The sequence below is a fragment of the Wenyingzhuangia sp. IMCC45467 genome, from assembly GCF_054111205.1.
The window spans coordinates 2,298,675-2,313,134 of the sequence record NZ_CM134196.1 but is presented as its reverse complement, the minus strand read 5'-3'; the positions used below and the strand labels follow the sequence as shown (position 1 = coordinate 2,313,134).

Sequence of the window (14,460 nt, the reverse complement as noted above, 5' to 3'; positions counted from 1 at the left end):
TAAGAACATTGGAACAATTTTTGGAGTATTAGAATAAAATTGATAAGTCCATCAACTACAATAAAAACACATTATGATGAAAAAGTTATTTACATTATTTGCATTGATATTAATAGTGGCCTGTGGAAATAAAGGTGATAAAAAAAGTAGTAATAATGATTATATGAAACCTAGTTCTACAGGTAGAATTAATCATGTTGTAGTTGTAGTTGAAGATGATTTATGGAAAGGACAAGTTGGTAATGCTCTTAGAGAAGTAATAAAAAAACCAATTGTAGGTTTGCCACAAACAGAATACCAGTTTAATATATCTACCATTCCCCCTAATGCCTTTGCTAAAATGTTTAAGAATAGTAGAAATTTATTGTTTTTACAGTTGGCAGATCAAGAGGTATTAAAATCTTCTACAGATAAATATGCACAACCACAAACAATTCTAGAGGTTAAAGCTCCAACACAACAGGAATTAATAGCTCTGATATATGCAAAATCATCAGAAATAGTAAATACTTTTAGAAATGGTGATCTAAAATCTATACAAGAGGATATTGCTAAAGGTAAATATTCTCAAAAAATAAATGCTTTATCTAAATTAGGAATAAGCATGGATATTCCTAGTAAATACAGAATGGTTATAGATACTTTAGGTTCTTTTATGTGGATGCGTAGCCATATTGCTGGAGGTATTGCCTCAGGAGATCAAAACAACAATATTATTGTTTACCAAGCTCCTTTGTTTGATGAAAACAAACCTATTTTAGATCAAATGATAAAAAATAGAGACAGTATTGGTAAAGCATTTATTAGAGGAAATGATGTTGATAAAATGTACATGATTACTGAAGCTGCTAGAACACCAAGCATGGCTTTAACAACTATTGATGGTAAAAAGGCATATGAGAGTAGAGGTACTTGGGAGGTTTTTGGAGCCTTTAATGCTGGTCCTTTTTTAAATTATTCTATTGTTGATGAAAAACACAATAGACTTGTTGTCATAGAAGGTTTTAATTATGCACCATCTGTGAATAAAAGAGATTTTGTTTTTGAGTTGGAAGCTATTTTAAAAACGGTAAAAATCAACTAGTTTTAAATAGTAATATATATTTCTTCTTTTTCATTATAAGATTTATTACTCTTAATAATAATTGTTGTTTGGTTTAAAACAGCTTCTATTAAATAGTAAGCACCTATATAGTAGCTTTGTTTAACAAATGCTTTAATGTTGGATTTATCTACAATATATATTTGTTCTGGGTAAAGTATAGAAGTTCCTTCTTTATCAATTACAAGATCTTTGTTAGGTATTTCGTTTACCTCACTAAAAAAAGAAGCAACATATTTGTTTTTAGGCTGTTTATATAACTCTTCTGGAGTTCCGTTAGCAATTATTTTAGTGTCTCTTATCATGTATAATTCATCGGCAAAAGACAAAGCATCTGTGCTATCGTGTGTAGCTACTATACAAGTAATTTGTTGTTTTTTTAAATAATTAAATAGACTTCTTCTTAGGTTGTTTTTTCTAAAGTTATCTATGTGACTAAAAGGTTCATCTAGTAGTAAAACCTCTGGCTCTTTTGCTAAAACACGAGCTATGGCAACTCTTTGTTTTTGTCCACCACTTAAGTTTTTAACTTTTATATGGGCAAAATCAACCATGTCTACTACTTTTAAGAGTTCTTGTATTCTTGCGTTTTTTTTGTCTTTATAAATGTTTGATAAAAATTCTCCTACATTTTCTGCAGCAGTTGTATAAGGCATTAAACTAAAGTCTTGAGCCAAGTATTTCATAAACGGGTGTCCAGGAATTAAATGATATTTAGGCCCTAATAATTTTTTTCCATCATACAGAATTTCACCTTGTTCAATATCCATCAACCCATAAATAAGTTCAAGTAATGTGCTTTTTCCGCATCCACTTTCACCTAAAAGAGCAATGTATTTCCCTTTTTGTACATTGAAATCAATATTTTTTAAAATCGTTTTTTTGGCTGTATAAGCGTAAGAAACATTTTTAATTTCTAACATAAATATAAGTTGAAAGGCAAATATAAGGTTTATATAGTTGATTTTATTTACGGGTAAATAATCTAATTCTTTTGTTTTTATGATTTGTTTCTGTTAATTTAACATATGTTAAATTAAAATAAGAAGCTATGAAATATTCGTTTAGAGTTTTGTTAATGTTATTAATCTGTTCTCATTTTACATATTCACAAGATGGTTTTGAAAGTGCATTTGAAGACGAAAACAGCCTTTCTGCAAATCTTGGAGTTACTACTATTGGAGATCAAACTTTTGTAGGAATGAGGGTTCAACCCGAATTTTCATTTGGAAAATTCGGTCTTGGTTTAGATGTGCCTTTATTGTTTGATGTAAGTAATGGAGAAATGAGAACAGAAGAATTTAATAATGGAGTTGGTCTTTTGCGTTTGGTAAGGTATTTAAGTTATGGAAAAAAGAAACAAGATCCAGTTTATGTAAAATTGGGAGATATGACTGGTGAACAGCTTGGATATGGAGCAATGTTAGGAAATTATAGCAATGCAGTGTCTTTTGAGCGAAGAAAAGTTGGAGTGAGTGCAGATATAACATTTAAAGAAATTGTAGGATTAGAGGCTATTTATAGTGATTTAAATTTTAATGGCTCTCAAAAATTATTTGCTATAAGACCTTATTATAAACCTTTTGGTCAGTTAAGTATTCCTATTGTAAAAACTATAGAATTTGGGGTGAGCTTTGCTAGTGATAAAGATAATTATCAAGAGAGTTCTTCAGGGACTACAATTCCATCAACTCAGTTTACAAGAGATGGAAATAGTGCTTTTGGTTTTGATATGGGAGCTGTATTATTACAAAATATGCTATTAAAGCTAACTTGGGATATGCAGTATACCAAGCTGAATGAAAACGATGCTTTAGCAAAAGATATTAGTAATAATCCACTTAATTATGGTACTGGAGTTAGTTATGGAAGTGGAAGTGGTTTTGCTACGGGGTTAGAAGCTCAGTTTAAGTTTGTAGCGAATGTTTTTCATGTAAATGCAAGAATTGAAAGGCAATGGTATGGAGACCATTATATTCCACAGTTTTTTAATTTTGCTTATGAAATTAATAAAGATGCTAGATTGATGGAGCTTGTAGGTGCAGAAAAATCTCAAGGTATTTATGGTAAGTTGGGAAGTGAAATTTTAGGAATTGTTAAAATTGAAGGTGAGCTCTTGTTGCCAGATGATTTGAAAAATAGCAATAGAGGAGCTATAGTAGGCCTTAATTTACAAACCAAAGAAATAGGAAAATTTAGAGCAAGAGGTAAGTACTTAAAAGCTCAATTGAGTGATTTAGGAGATGCTTTTAAGTTAGATCAACGTTCGTTAGCAAATATATTAGTGACTTATAGACTTAATAGATTTATGGAAACCGGTGTTGATTATCAATGGACTTTTGCTGAAAAAGAAGATGGTTCGTTTAGAGCTATTCATCAAGTAAGGCCTTACATAGGAGTTAGTATTAAATTCTAACAAATAAGGCGGTTTTAAAAGTGATAATTTTGTTAAACAGAACTTGCTTAAAATTATCATAGTCATTGTATAACATTTTGTAATTCTGACATGAATTCAGAATGATGTTTACAAATGTTTTTATATAATCTTTTTTATTGTCTTATAATATATAAAATCATCCGTATAAGTTTTTTGATAAGGTAGATTGATGTTTTCTCAGTAATTATAGTACTGACTTTGTTGTTAAAAGATAAGTTTTAAGTTGTTTTTAAAATATGCTTAAAAAGTAGTATGTAAATATATGATGTTTTATACTGTCAATATGTTTTTAAGAAAGTAATAGATATAAAAAAACCTGCTTGAATAAGCAGGTTTTTAAATTGTTTTATGTTTTTTACTTGCAATTATTTAGCAGCAGAGTCATCTAATAATTCAAAGAACTCATCTAACTTAGGCATGATGATAATTTTTGTTCTTCTGTTTTTAGATCTGTTTTCAGCAGAACTATTTTCTACAACTGGAGCGTATTCAGCTCTACCAGCAGCAATTAATCTAGCAGGTAAAACATCGTACTTAGTTTGTAATTCACGAACTACAGCAGCAGAACGTTGTACAGATAAGTCCCAGTTATCTTTAACTGCAGCACCTTCTTTTACAGTTTGGTTATCAGTGTGTCCTTCTACCATAACATCCATGTTAGGGTATTCATTTACTACTTTACCAACTTTTTCTAAGATAGATTCAGCTCTTTTAGAAATTCTGTAAGATCCAGAGTTAAACAATAATTTATCTGCAATAGAAATAAATACTTTAGTTCCTTCAATGTTAACAGAAATATCTTCGTCGTTTAAACCGTTAGGTAAGATTTTCTTTAAGTTGAAAGCTACAGCTAAGTTGATAGAATCTTTCTTAGAGTTTGCTTCTTGAATGTACTTAATGTATTCGTCTTTTTGTTGTAATTGAGATAAAGTAGATCTCATGTTTTCTGTTGCTGACTTAGACATTGCAATTAAATTGTCAACGTTTTCTAAGTATTTTTCATTCCCTTTTTCTAAAAAGGCAATTCTGTCTTCTAAAGAAGCTACTTTGTTTTCAGCAGCACTCAAATCTGTTTTAGAATCTGCTAATTCTTTTTCAGTTGTTGCTAATTTGTCTCCTAATTCTGTTTGTAAATCAGTATACTTTTTCTTAGATACACAAGAAGTAGCTAATAATGAAACTGACACGATTAATATCAAAACTTTTTTCATGGTCTATAAAATGTATTATTTTTGAACAAATATAAAAACTTTCTAATAAAAACCTACTCTAATGAAGCAAACAATTGTTGATAACTTGTTAAAAACATTATTTTTTTACGCTTTAATTGTTTTTTCAACGGTTGCTTGTACACAAAAGCAAGCTAAGTATCAAAAATTGGAAGGTAGCGTGTTCGGCACTACATTTCATATTCAATACTCTGATACTACTAACGGCAATTTTAGTGCCGATATTACATCTTTGTTTGATAAAATGAATAATTCTTTATCAACATATCACAGTCATTCTTTAATTAGTGAGCTAAACAATGGATTATCAGTACTTAAGGTGGATGGTGATTTTGTAAATGTTTTTAAATTATCAAAAAAAATATTTAAAGAGACCAATGGATATTTTGACCCCACAGTTGGGAAAATGGTAAATGCATGGGGTTTTGGACCACACAAATCAGACAAAGATCCTTCTAAACAAGAAATAGACAGTTTAATGCAATATGTTGGTTTTGATAAAGTGATACTAAAAAATGATACTATTGTTAAACAAAATCCTAATATTACTTTTGACTTTAATGCTACAGCTAAAGGGTATGGAGTAGATCTAGTTGGTGAGTTCTTAGAAAGTAAAGGAGTTAAAAATTATTTGATAGAAATTGGAGGAGAAATCAGAGCGAGGGGTGTTAATGAGAATAAAAAACTATGGTCTGTTGGAATTGAAGAACCTAATTTTGATGGAACTAGGAGTTTGCAAAAAGTTACACAATTAAATAATGAAGCTATTGCAACATCTGGTAATTATAGGAAATTTAGAATTGATAGTATTACTGGTAAAAAAATAGCTCATACATTTAATCCAAAAACAGGTAGTCCTGCACATACAGATTTATTATCTGTTTCTGTAATAGCTCCTGTTACTTGTGGTGAGGTTGATGCTTATGCTACTGCTTTTATGGCTATGGGATTTAAAAAAGCGAAAGCTTTGGCAAGCGTGCATAAAAACATGAAGGTTTACTTTATATACATAGAAGACGACCAATTAAAAACTTATGCAAGTGACCACTTAAAGTTTGTTGAGTAAAACTTACACAGCTTTTACACATATGGGTAAAATTTCACTTTTCATTAAGGCATATTTTTTTATTTCTTTTTCCGAAAAATGATCTGTGACTTTAAAAGGCTTTACATTAAAACCAACTTTGGTTAATCTATCAAAATAATCTAAACCATAAATTCTTACATGGTCATATTGTCCAAAGTGTTTTCTGCGTTCTTCTGGAGTAGTGATGCTAAAATCTTCGTAAGTATTGGTTTTGTTTACGTCTTGAGGGATTTGAAATATTCCCCATCCACCAGGTTTTAACACTCTGTATAATTCAGACATCGCTTTAGCATCGTCTATAATATGTTCTAATACATGATTACAAAAAATAACATCGTAGGTGTTGTCTTCAAAAGGCAAATCACAAATATCTGCTTTTACATCTGCCAAAGGTGAAAATAAATCAGTAGTGGTGTAATCTAAATTTTGTTGTTTTTTAAAAAGCGGATAAAAACATTGTTCTGGTGCAACGTGTAGTACTTTTTGAGAATTTTTAAAAAAATCAGAATGATAGTTTAAGTAAAGCCACAACAGTCTATGTCTTTCTAATGATAAAGTTCCAGGGGCTAATACATTTTCTCTTTGATGTTCATAACCGTAAGGAAGAAACTTTCGGTAAGATTTACCATCAATAGGATCGGTATATTGGTTTCCTTTGTAATAAATAGCTAAAATAGGCTTGGCTACTAAACTAAGTTTAATAAGCCAAGGTCTAGGAATAGTGTTTAGTATGGTTTTAAAGAGACTCATTGTTAAGCTCCGTATGGCTTAGCTCTAAATTTATCTTCTATATCTGTAACAATACCTAAAGCATCATTAATATATTTAAAAGTAGATAATATTTCAGGTTTACCGTTTACAATGGCTATGTCATGTTCAAAATGAGCAGATGGTTTTCCATCTTTTGTTAAAATAGACCAGCCATCGTTCAATTGAACAATATCTTTGGTTCCCATGTTTGTCATAGGCTCAATAGCAACTACCATTCCATCAACAAATTTTTTACCTCTACCACGTTTTCCGTAATTTGGCATTTGTGGATCTTCGTGCATTTCTCTACCCAATCCGTGCCCAACCAATTCTCTTACCACACCATAACCATGGTCTTCTGTAAATTTCTGAATAGCATATCCAACATCTCCAACCCTGTTTCCTGCTTTAAATTGCTCAATACCTACATATAAACTTTGCTTGGTAATATCTAAAAGTCGCTTTATTTCTGGAGTTACTTCTCCTACTTCAAAAGTATAAGCATGGTCTCCATAAAAACCATTTTTATATGCCCCGCAATCAATAGATATAATATCACCTTCTTTTAAAGGTTCGTTGTTTGGAATTCCGTGAACTACTTGTTCATTTGGACTCATACAAAGAGAGTTAGGAAAATCATACATTCCTAAAAATCCTGGTTCAGCTCCATGATCTCTAATAAAAGTTTCCGCCATCTTATCTAACTCAAGAGTAGTTACTCCTGGTTTTACTTCTTTGGCAAGCATTCCTAAAGTTTTAGAAACTATAAGCGCACTTTCACGCATTAATTCAATTTCTTCAAGGGTTTTAATGGTAATCATATTCCTATTTTATGGAGTGCAAAGATACTATTTATTTAAAGAATCCTAAAAAGCCTCTCTTTTTGTTTGATTTTATTTCTAATTCATCATCAAACAAAAGTTGATGAATTTTCCCCCAACCTAAAAAGCCTCCTATATTACGGTCATCAATAAAAAGATCAGCATGGAGTTTACGGATGGTCCTATCATCCATAGTTTCATCAGGATAATTTTTGTTAACAGCATAAAATTCAATGCCGTGTTCTTTACAAAAAGCAACGGCCTCTTCTAATTTTTTACCATCCCTTAAAGTCCAAAGAATGAGTCTATACCCATTTTCTTGAAGTTTTTTTAAGGTTTCAAAAGCAAATAACTGAGGCGTTCCAATTTTAGGATACTCATCTTTTACAATGGTTCCGTCAAAATCTACAGCAATTATTTTTTGATGTGTTGGAATTGGCACGGCTAATCTTTTTTGCAATATTACAATTATATTATTTTTGATTAAAACTTTAAAGATGATTATCAAAGAATTAAACGGAAATAAACCTCAATTTGGACAAAATTGCTTTTTGGCGGAGAATTGTGTGGTGATAGGTGAAGTAAGCATGGGTGATGATTGCAGTGTTTGGTACAATGCTGTAATTAGGGGAGATGTACATAGAATTACCATGGGAAATAAAGTAAATATTCAAGATGGTGCAGTAGTACATGCTACGTATCAAAAATCGCCAACTACCATAGGTAACTCAGTTTCTGTTGGGCATAATGCTATTGTACATGGTTGTACTATTCACGACAATGTGTTGATAGGAATGGGAGCCATTGTAATGGATGATTGTGTGTTAGAATCTAATTGTATTGTAGCGGCAGGAGCAGTGGTTACCAAAGGAACTACTGTAAAATCTGGAAGTGTATATGCAGGAACTCCTGCTAAAAAAATAAAAGATTTGAGCGAGGAACTTTTGCAAGGAGAGGTGAATAGAATTGCTGATGCTTATGTAAAATATTCTGGTTGGTACAAAGATTAAAAATCTATTTGTTCAACAGTAATATGCTTGATTTCTTTTACTAGTTGATGTAATGTATTGATATTACTGTTACTCATTAAATAATGCTCTCCAGGAGTACTGTTGCTATTTAGCAATAGTTTTTCGGAGAGTATTTTTTCTGTTTGTTTTGCCACGGCAAAACCAGAATCTATAATGGTTACATTATTCCCTATAATTTCTTTGATTTTAGGGATTAAGTATGGGTAGTGTGAACATCCTAAGACCAAATAATCAATATGATGAACCATCATAGGGGTTAAATACTTTTGTAAAAGCAATTCCATTTCTAAAGAATCTATCAAATTATTTTCTATCAATGGTACCAAGCCGGTTCCTTCTTGTTCAATAACTGAAATGTTAGAGGCAAATTCTTTAGCTGTTTTATGAAACAAATCACTGGTTAGCGTTCCTCTAGTGGCTAAAATACCAATAGCTTTTGTTTGTGTGGCTAATGCTGCAGGTTTAATGGCTGGTTCAATTCCAATAAAAGGTACGCTAAAAGTTTCTCTTAAAACATCAATAGCGTTGGTAGTGGCAGTATTACAAGCGACCACAATTATTTTAGCTCCTTTGTTAATTAAGATTTCTGAATTTTTAAGACAGATGTCTATAATTTCTTGTTTTGATTTGTGTCCATAAGGAGCATTTTTACTATCGGCTAAATAGAGGGTGTGTTCATAGGGTAATCTATGAATGATTTCTTTCCAAATGGAGGTTCCACCTACTCCAGAATCAAAAATGCCAATAGGATTTTCTTTCATGTTTTTTTAATGTATTGCAAATCTCGATAAAAGCATATCAAAATAAAAGCGCTATTATAAATTTATAATAGCGCTTTGTAATTTTTAAAAGAGAAATAAATATTATTTAATCCCTAATCTTGTTTTTATTGCTCCTGAAATATCTTCACCTTCAGCATAAATTAATGTTCTTGCATCTAAGATATATTGAATACCTTTTTCTTTAGCATAAGCTTTAATAGCATCTTGAGCTTTTTTTACAATAGGCTCTAGCATTTCGTTTTGCTTTTTCTGTAACTCTTGAGAAGCAGCTTGTTGTAATTGTTGAATTTTAGCTTGTTCTTGTTGTACTTCAACAGCTCTAGCTTGGTTTTCTTCTGGAGTTTTAGATTTTTCTTCAGCAGTATATTTTTCATACTTAGCTGTTAATGCAGTTGATGCAGATTTAATTTCAGACTCGTAAGTCTTTCCTAATTTTTCCATATCAGCTTGCATAGCTTTAGCTTCAGGCATAGAAGCTACAACTTCGTCTAAATTAATGTGTGCAATTTTTTGTGCATTAGCAAATTGAGTGAATCCTAAAGCTATAATTGCAATTAAAAATGTAGTTTTTACTTGTTTCATTTTGGTTAATTGTTTAATCGTTTCGTTTTTTTCGTTCTTCTTCTCTTTTGAGTCTGTCTTCTTCTCGTTTTTTTCTTTGTTCTTCTATTCTTTTTTCTCTTGCTTTTCGGGCAATTTCTCTTTTAATAGCAGCCTCTTCTTCTTCAATCTCTTTTTTCGATTTTTGTATGTATTTTAATACAAGCTCGCTAATATCGTAATTATTATTGGTATATAACATTACTATTGATGAAGATTTTTCAAAAATCATGTCATATTTTCGAAGCTGAGCAATTGTTTGAACTGCATTGTAAACCAAATCTTGGTATGGGGTAACTAATTGTTTTCTCAATTCAAATAATTTTCCTTCTGTACCAAAATAGGTGTTTTCTGTACTGGTTATTTCATCTTCATAGGTTTTTATTTCTAACTCTCTTTCTTTAATTAAATCTTCTGTTAGCAGAGGTTTTTCATTTAAAAACTCTTCTTTCATGGTGTTTAACTTTAGATACATTTTATCTAAGTTGGTTTTCCATGTGGTTGTTTCTGCATCTAATTTAGATTGTGCTTCTGCATATGAAGGTATTTTACCTAATACATATTCTATGTCAACAAAACCAATTCTTTGTAATTGTTGTTGTGCATTGGCACTAAATCCAAAAAAAAGTGAAAATAAAAATATTTTTTGAATGAACTTATATATGTAGTTAGAAATAATCATGCCATTTTTAAAATTGTTGTCCGATAATGAAATGTGTTTGCCATCCAGATTTCTCAGTTTCACCAGGAACATTATCAAATCCATGTCCAAAATCAATCCCTAATAATCCAAATGCTGGCATAAATATACGAATTCCTAATCCAGCAGATTTTTTAACATCAAAAGGGTTAAAATCGTTAAATCCGCTATAAGCATTACCTGCTTCTATAAACCCTAAACCGTATATAGATGCTGATGGGTTTAATGTAATAGGGTAACGAACCTCCATAGAAAACTTATCGTAAACGGTTGCTCCAAGAAATTCTGAATTGTTAATTGTGTTTCCTCCAAAGTTAGATAAAGTACTGTTAGGATATCCTCTTAGTCCAATGACTTCTCTACCATCAAAACTGTTTGTGTTTAATCCATCACCTCCTACAAAGTATCTTTCAAAAGGAATTTCTCCTAGTTTGTCGTTGTAGTTACCTAAATATCCAAATTGAACGTTGGTCATTAATACAAATTTATCAACCAAAGCAGTATACCATTTTGCTTTTAAGTTTATTTTGTAGTATTCTAACCATTTAAACCTTTCGTTATTGGTGTCATATTTCTTGTTAGTAAACATAGAAAATGGTGGTGTAAATTTACCTTCAATAGAAAATGTAGATCCATATGTTGGGAAAATTAAACTTGGCCCTGCAGAGTTACGTTGTAGGGTAATATTGTAAGATAAGTTGTTGGAAACTCCAGTACCATTGTCAAAATCTAAAGCAGTACCAAAGTTAAATTGATTTACAGTATATCTCCTATAGCTAATGGTGTTAGAAATTGAGAAAAAGTCATCTGGCCATTTTAAGCGCTCTCCAATTCCGATTGAAGCTCCAAATATGTTTAATTGTTGATTTTTGTCTACATCGTAATAAGAGTCTCCATATCCGTATTGTTTGGTGTTGTAAATAGAAAAACTTAAAGACCTTGGTTTTTTACCTCCTAACCATGGTTCGGTAAATGATAAACTATTGGTGGTAGAGAATCTACTTGCTTGTAGTCTTAATGATAATTGTTGACCATCACCTAGAGGTAAAGGTTTGTATTCTTCTTTGTTGAAAATATTACGAAGTGAGAAATTGTTAAATGACAAACCTAGTGTTCCTATAAAAGATCCACTACCATAACCTCCTTGTAATTCAATTTGGCTAGACCCTTTTTCTGTAAGGTTGTATTCTATCCCAACGGTTTTATCAGCATAATTAGGTTGTAAATCGGGAGTAATGTTTTCAGCATCAAAGAATCCCATTTGACCTAATTCTCTAATAGAACGGATAATTTTGTCTTTTCCATATAAATCTCCAGGTACAGTACGTAATTCTCTATAAATTACATGGTCATTGGTTTTGTCGTTTCCGACTACAGAAACATGACTAATAGTTGCGGGATCATCTTCGTGAATTCTAATTTCTACTGTAATAGAATCGTTTTCAACATTTGTTTCTACCAGGTTGATTTGAGAGAATAAATATCCGTTATTTTGATACCAAGTAGCAATGTCATCAGAATCAGGAGTTCCGTCACCATTTACTCTTTCTTCTAGAGTTTTAGAATCGTAAACATCTCCTTTTTCAATTCTTAACATTCTTTGAAGGTCTTCACTTTTATAAGTTTTGTTTCCTAAAAACTTAATGTCTTTATAAAAATATTTTCTTCCTTCTTCAATATCTAAATGTAAATCAACTGTTTTTTTACCTTCGTTCCATGTAATACTATCTGCAACAATTCTAGCATCACGGAAACCTTTACGGCGGTACTTTTCAATTAATTTTTTCTTGTCTTCTTCGTAGTTGTCTTCAACATATTTTGAGCGTTTCCAAAACCTACCCCAAAACTTTTTCTTGGTGTCTTTAAGAGCTTTTCTTACATCTCTGTCGCTAAATTGCTCATTTCCTGAAATATCAATGTCTTTAATTTTTACCAATTTACCTTTGTCTATATAGACAATTGCATTTTTTTGATTGGCATTAGTTGGGTTGTCTTGAGCAGAAATATTAACTTTTGCTTTTAAATATCCTTTATCTATATAAAATTGTTTGATATAGTTTTCGGTAGAAGTAATTAAGTTTTCGGTAAGCATTTTACCTGTGGTAAGTCCGGTATCTTTTTTAAATGTTTTTGCTTTAGATTTGCTTACTCCTATAAATTTAATTTCGTTTAATTGAGGTAGTTCTTTAATAGCAATTTCTAGGTAAACTGTGTTTCCTTCTATTTTGGTTATAAATACTTCTACATCGCTAAATCTATCTGATTTATGAAGTTTTTTAATAGCACTTGTTAATTTATCACCAGGTATTTTTAATTCTTGTCCAGTTTTAAGACCTGAGTAGGAAATTACAGAAGCTTCGGAAAAAGCATTGGTTCCTGTTACTGTAATTCCTCCTAATAAATAGTTTTTTGGAACTGAAAAATCTGGCTGATTAGGATCAGAAAAAGTATTAGGTTTATTTACGTTTACTTCTGTAGAAGTATTATTTTCTTTATCAGATAAATCTTGTTTGTTTTCTTCTTGAGCACATACAAGATTTGTAATGAAAATTATAAATGTAAAAAGGTAATTTTTAAATAGTTTGTTCATGTTCTCCTTCTAATTGTTCACTGGTTTTTCCAAACCTTCTTTCTCTGTTTTGATATGTTTCTACTGCTTTGAACAAATCCTCTCTTCTAAAATCAGGCCAAAGTGTGTCAGTAAAATATAATTCAGCATAAGCCAATTGCCAAAGCAAGTAGTTACTTAGTCTTTGCTCACCACTTGTTCTAATCATTAAATCTACATCTGGTAGGTTATGCGTGTATAGGTTTTGTTGAATAATAGCTTCTGAAATATCTTGACTATTTAGTGTTCCGTTTTTAACCTCTTCTGCAATTTTTTTAACACATGTAGTAATTTCTTCTCTACTACCATAACTTAAACAAAAGGTTAAAGTTATTTTTGAGTTGGTTTTAGTAGCGTTCATTACGTCTTCTAAAGTTTGTTGTGCTTTTTTGGGTAAATCAGACAATCTACCAATGGCATTTACTTTTACTTTATTTTTTTGAAAATCGGGTAATTCTTTTTTTAAAGAGTTAATAAGTAAACTCATTAATGCATCAACTTCTAATTTTGGTCTGTTCCAGTTTTCGGTAGAAAAAGCATATAAGGAAATAGCTTCTGTACCAATTTCAGAAGCACCAATTACAGATTCTCTTACAGCAGTTAATGCATTTCTGTGACCAAAAATCCTGGCCATTCCTTTTTTCTTTGCCCAACGACCATTACCATCCATAATAATAGCGATGTGTTTAGGTACTTTATTTTGTTTTAGTTTTTCTAATAAACTCATTAAAATCGTATTTGGTTTTTACTACCTCTAGGCCATCCAAATGTATAATATATTGAGGCCCCAATATAGTAATAAGCATCCAAAGTGCTTTTATTTGTTGTAATATTATCTAATACATCAGAAAAAGAAACTCTAGCTTTTGTTTCTAAAGAACATACAATATGTTTTGTAAGTGCTTGTTTATAACCAATTCCCATAGGTAGAGCCATGGAGAACTTTGTGTTTCCGCCTGTGTTGTAAAACATGGTAGCGGCTTCAAAAATTAGATAAGCTGAGCTTTTTTTTATATTTCCCGTTCTTATTAAGTTGTATTTTGTAAAATTAAAATCTATTCCTCCAGTAAGCTCTGCTAATTGCGTGTTGTGACTTTCCATTAGGTTAACAGCAACTCTATACGCAATTCTAGGATTCATGTTTTTTTTAATAATTACTCCCCAATTTTTATTTGATGTAGTTATTGGAAAGGCATTATTGCGTTCGCCCATAACATTCCCAAGGTTGTACGTAAGACCAGCTTCGTAAACCTGAGAAAAGCCAATGTTGGCAATTAAAAAAGTAAAGATGTACACTAACTTTCTCATATTCA

15 protein-coding genes are annotated in these 14,460 nt (G+C 31.1%); 4 read left to right on the top strand and 11 right to left on the bottom strand.

Annotated features, from left to right (window positions below; all coding sequences use genetic code 11):
• Nucleotides 1–76: 76 nt before the first annotated feature.
• Nucleotides 77–1,084: a DUF4837 family protein gene (locus ACXGQT_RS09940; RefSeq protein WP_457828444.1), complete on the top strand. Its 1,008-nt coding sequence runs from the start codon at nucleotides 77–79 to the stop codon at nucleotides 1,082–1,084.
• A gap of 2 nt (nucleotides 1,085–1,086) precedes the next feature.
• On the opposite strand, the gene ACXGQT_RS09935 is transcribed toward ACXGQT_RS09940, so the two are convergent.
• Nucleotides 1,087–2,025 carry an ABC transporter ATP-binding protein gene (locus ACXGQT_RS09935; protein ID WP_457828443.1) on the bottom strand — a complete coding sequence of 313 codons (939 nt, stop codon included), beginning with the start codon at nucleotides 2,023–2,025 and terminating at the stop codon, nucleotides 1,087–1,089.
• Between the two features lie 128 nt (nucleotides 2,026–2,153).
• On the opposite strand from ACXGQT_RS09935, the gene ACXGQT_RS09930 reads away from it, so the two are divergent.
• Nucleotides 2,154–3,518 carry a hypothetical protein gene (locus ACXGQT_RS09930; protein WP_457828442.1) on the top strand — a complete coding sequence of 455 codons (1,365 nt, stop codon included), beginning with the start codon at nucleotides 2,154–2,156 and terminating at the stop codon, nucleotides 3,516–3,518.
• A gap of 386 nt (nucleotides 3,519–3,904) precedes the next feature.
• Here ACXGQT_RS09930 and ACXGQT_RS09925 read toward each other — a convergent pair whose 3' ends face one another.
• A complete protein-coding gene (locus ACXGQT_RS09925) occupies nucleotides 3,905–4,750 on the bottom strand; it encodes an OmpA/MotB family protein (protein ID WP_457828441.1) in 846 nt (281 codons plus the stop codon).
• A gap of 61 nt (nucleotides 4,751–4,811) precedes the next feature.
• Here ACXGQT_RS09925 and ACXGQT_RS09920 point away from each other — a divergent pair, with 61 nt between their 5' ends.
• Entirely contained in the window at nucleotides 4,812–5,834 is a 1,023-nt protein-coding gene (locus tag ACXGQT_RS09920) for an FAD:protein FMN transferase (protein ID WP_457828440.1), read from the top strand.
• A gap of 3 nt (nucleotides 5,835–5,837) precedes the next feature.
• Here the strand turns inward: ACXGQT_RS09920 and ACXGQT_RS09915 are convergent, their stop codons facing one another.
• From ACXGQT_RS09915 to ACXGQT_RS09905, 3 genes are read right to left on the bottom strand one after another with little or no spacing between them, the layout of a single operon-like run.
• A complete protein-coding gene (locus ACXGQT_RS09915; RefSeq protein WP_457828439.1) occupies nucleotides 5,838–6,605 on the bottom strand; it encodes a class I SAM-dependent methyltransferase in 768 nt (255 codons plus the stop codon).
• Between the two features lie 2 nt (nucleotides 6,606–6,607).
• Nucleotides 6,608–7,426, bottom strand: a complete 819-nt coding sequence (gene map, locus ACXGQT_RS09910) for a type I methionyl aminopeptidase (protein ID WP_457828438.1) — start codon at nucleotides 7,424–7,426, stop codon at nucleotides 6,608–6,610.
• A gap of 31 nt (nucleotides 7,427–7,457) precedes the next feature.
• On the bottom strand, nucleotides 7,458–7,886 hold the full coding sequence (locus tag ACXGQT_RS09905) for a BT0820 family HAD-type phosphatase (RefSeq protein ID WP_457828437.1): 429 nt from the start codon (nucleotides 7,884–7,886) through the stop codon (nucleotides 7,458–7,460).
• Nucleotides 7,887–7,923: 37 nt separating this feature from the next.
• On the opposite strand from ACXGQT_RS09905, the gene ACXGQT_RS09900 reads away from it, so the two are divergent.
• A complete protein-coding gene (locus ACXGQT_RS09900) occupies nucleotides 7,924–8,436 on the top strand; it encodes a gamma carbonic anhydrase family protein (protein ID WP_457828436.1) in 513 nt (170 codons plus the stop codon).
• On the opposite strand, the gene murI is transcribed toward ACXGQT_RS09900, so the two are convergent.
• The 6 genes from murI to ACXGQT_RS09870 all read right to left on the bottom strand — a co-directional run bounded on the left by murI (nucleotide 8,433) and on the right by ACXGQT_RS09870 (nucleotide 14,455).
• The gene (murI, locus tag ACXGQT_RS09895; RefSeq protein ID WP_457828435.1) at nucleotides 8,433–9,218 is read right to left on the bottom strand and encodes a glutamate racemase; all 786 of its coding nucleotides are present in this window, start codon (nucleotides 9,216–9,218) and stop codon (nucleotides 8,433–8,435) included. The genes ACXGQT_RS09900 and murI overlap by 4 nt on opposite strands.
• Nucleotides 9,219–9,320: 102 nt before the next feature.
• Nucleotides 9,321–9,821 carry an OmpH family outer membrane protein gene (locus tag ACXGQT_RS09890; RefSeq protein WP_457828434.1) on the bottom strand — a complete coding sequence of 167 codons (501 nt, stop codon included), beginning with the start codon at nucleotides 9,819–9,821 and terminating at the stop codon, nucleotides 9,321–9,323.
• 13 nt (nucleotides 9,822–9,834) lie between these two features.
• Nucleotides 9,835–10,521 carry an OmpH family outer membrane protein gene (locus tag ACXGQT_RS09885; RefSeq protein ID WP_457828433.1) on the bottom strand — a complete coding sequence of 229 codons (687 nt, stop codon included), beginning with the start codon at nucleotides 10,519–10,521 and terminating at the stop codon, nucleotides 9,835–9,837.
• A 7-nt stretch (nucleotides 10,522–10,528) separates the two neighbouring features.
• The gene (gene bamA / locus ACXGQT_RS09880) at nucleotides 10,529–13,129 is read right to left on the bottom strand and encodes an outer membrane protein assembly factor BamA (protein WP_457828432.1); all 2,601 of its coding nucleotides are present in this window, start codon (nucleotides 13,127–13,129) and stop codon (nucleotides 10,529–10,531) included.
• A complete protein-coding gene (locus ACXGQT_RS09875; RefSeq protein ID WP_457828431.1) occupies nucleotides 13,113–13,874 on the bottom strand; it encodes an isoprenyl transferase in 762 nt (253 codons plus the stop codon). Before ACXGQT_RS09875 ends, bamA begins: the two co-directional genes overlap by 17 nt.
• Nucleotides 13,874–14,455 (bottom strand): DUF6089 family protein, encoded by a 582-nt coding sequence (locus ACXGQT_RS09870; protein ID WP_457828430.1) that lies wholly within the window; start codon nucleotides 14,453–14,455, stop codon nucleotides 13,874–13,876. Before ACXGQT_RS09870 ends, ACXGQT_RS09875 begins: the two co-directional genes overlap by 1 nt.
• Nucleotides 14,456–14,460: the final 5 nt, after the last annotated feature.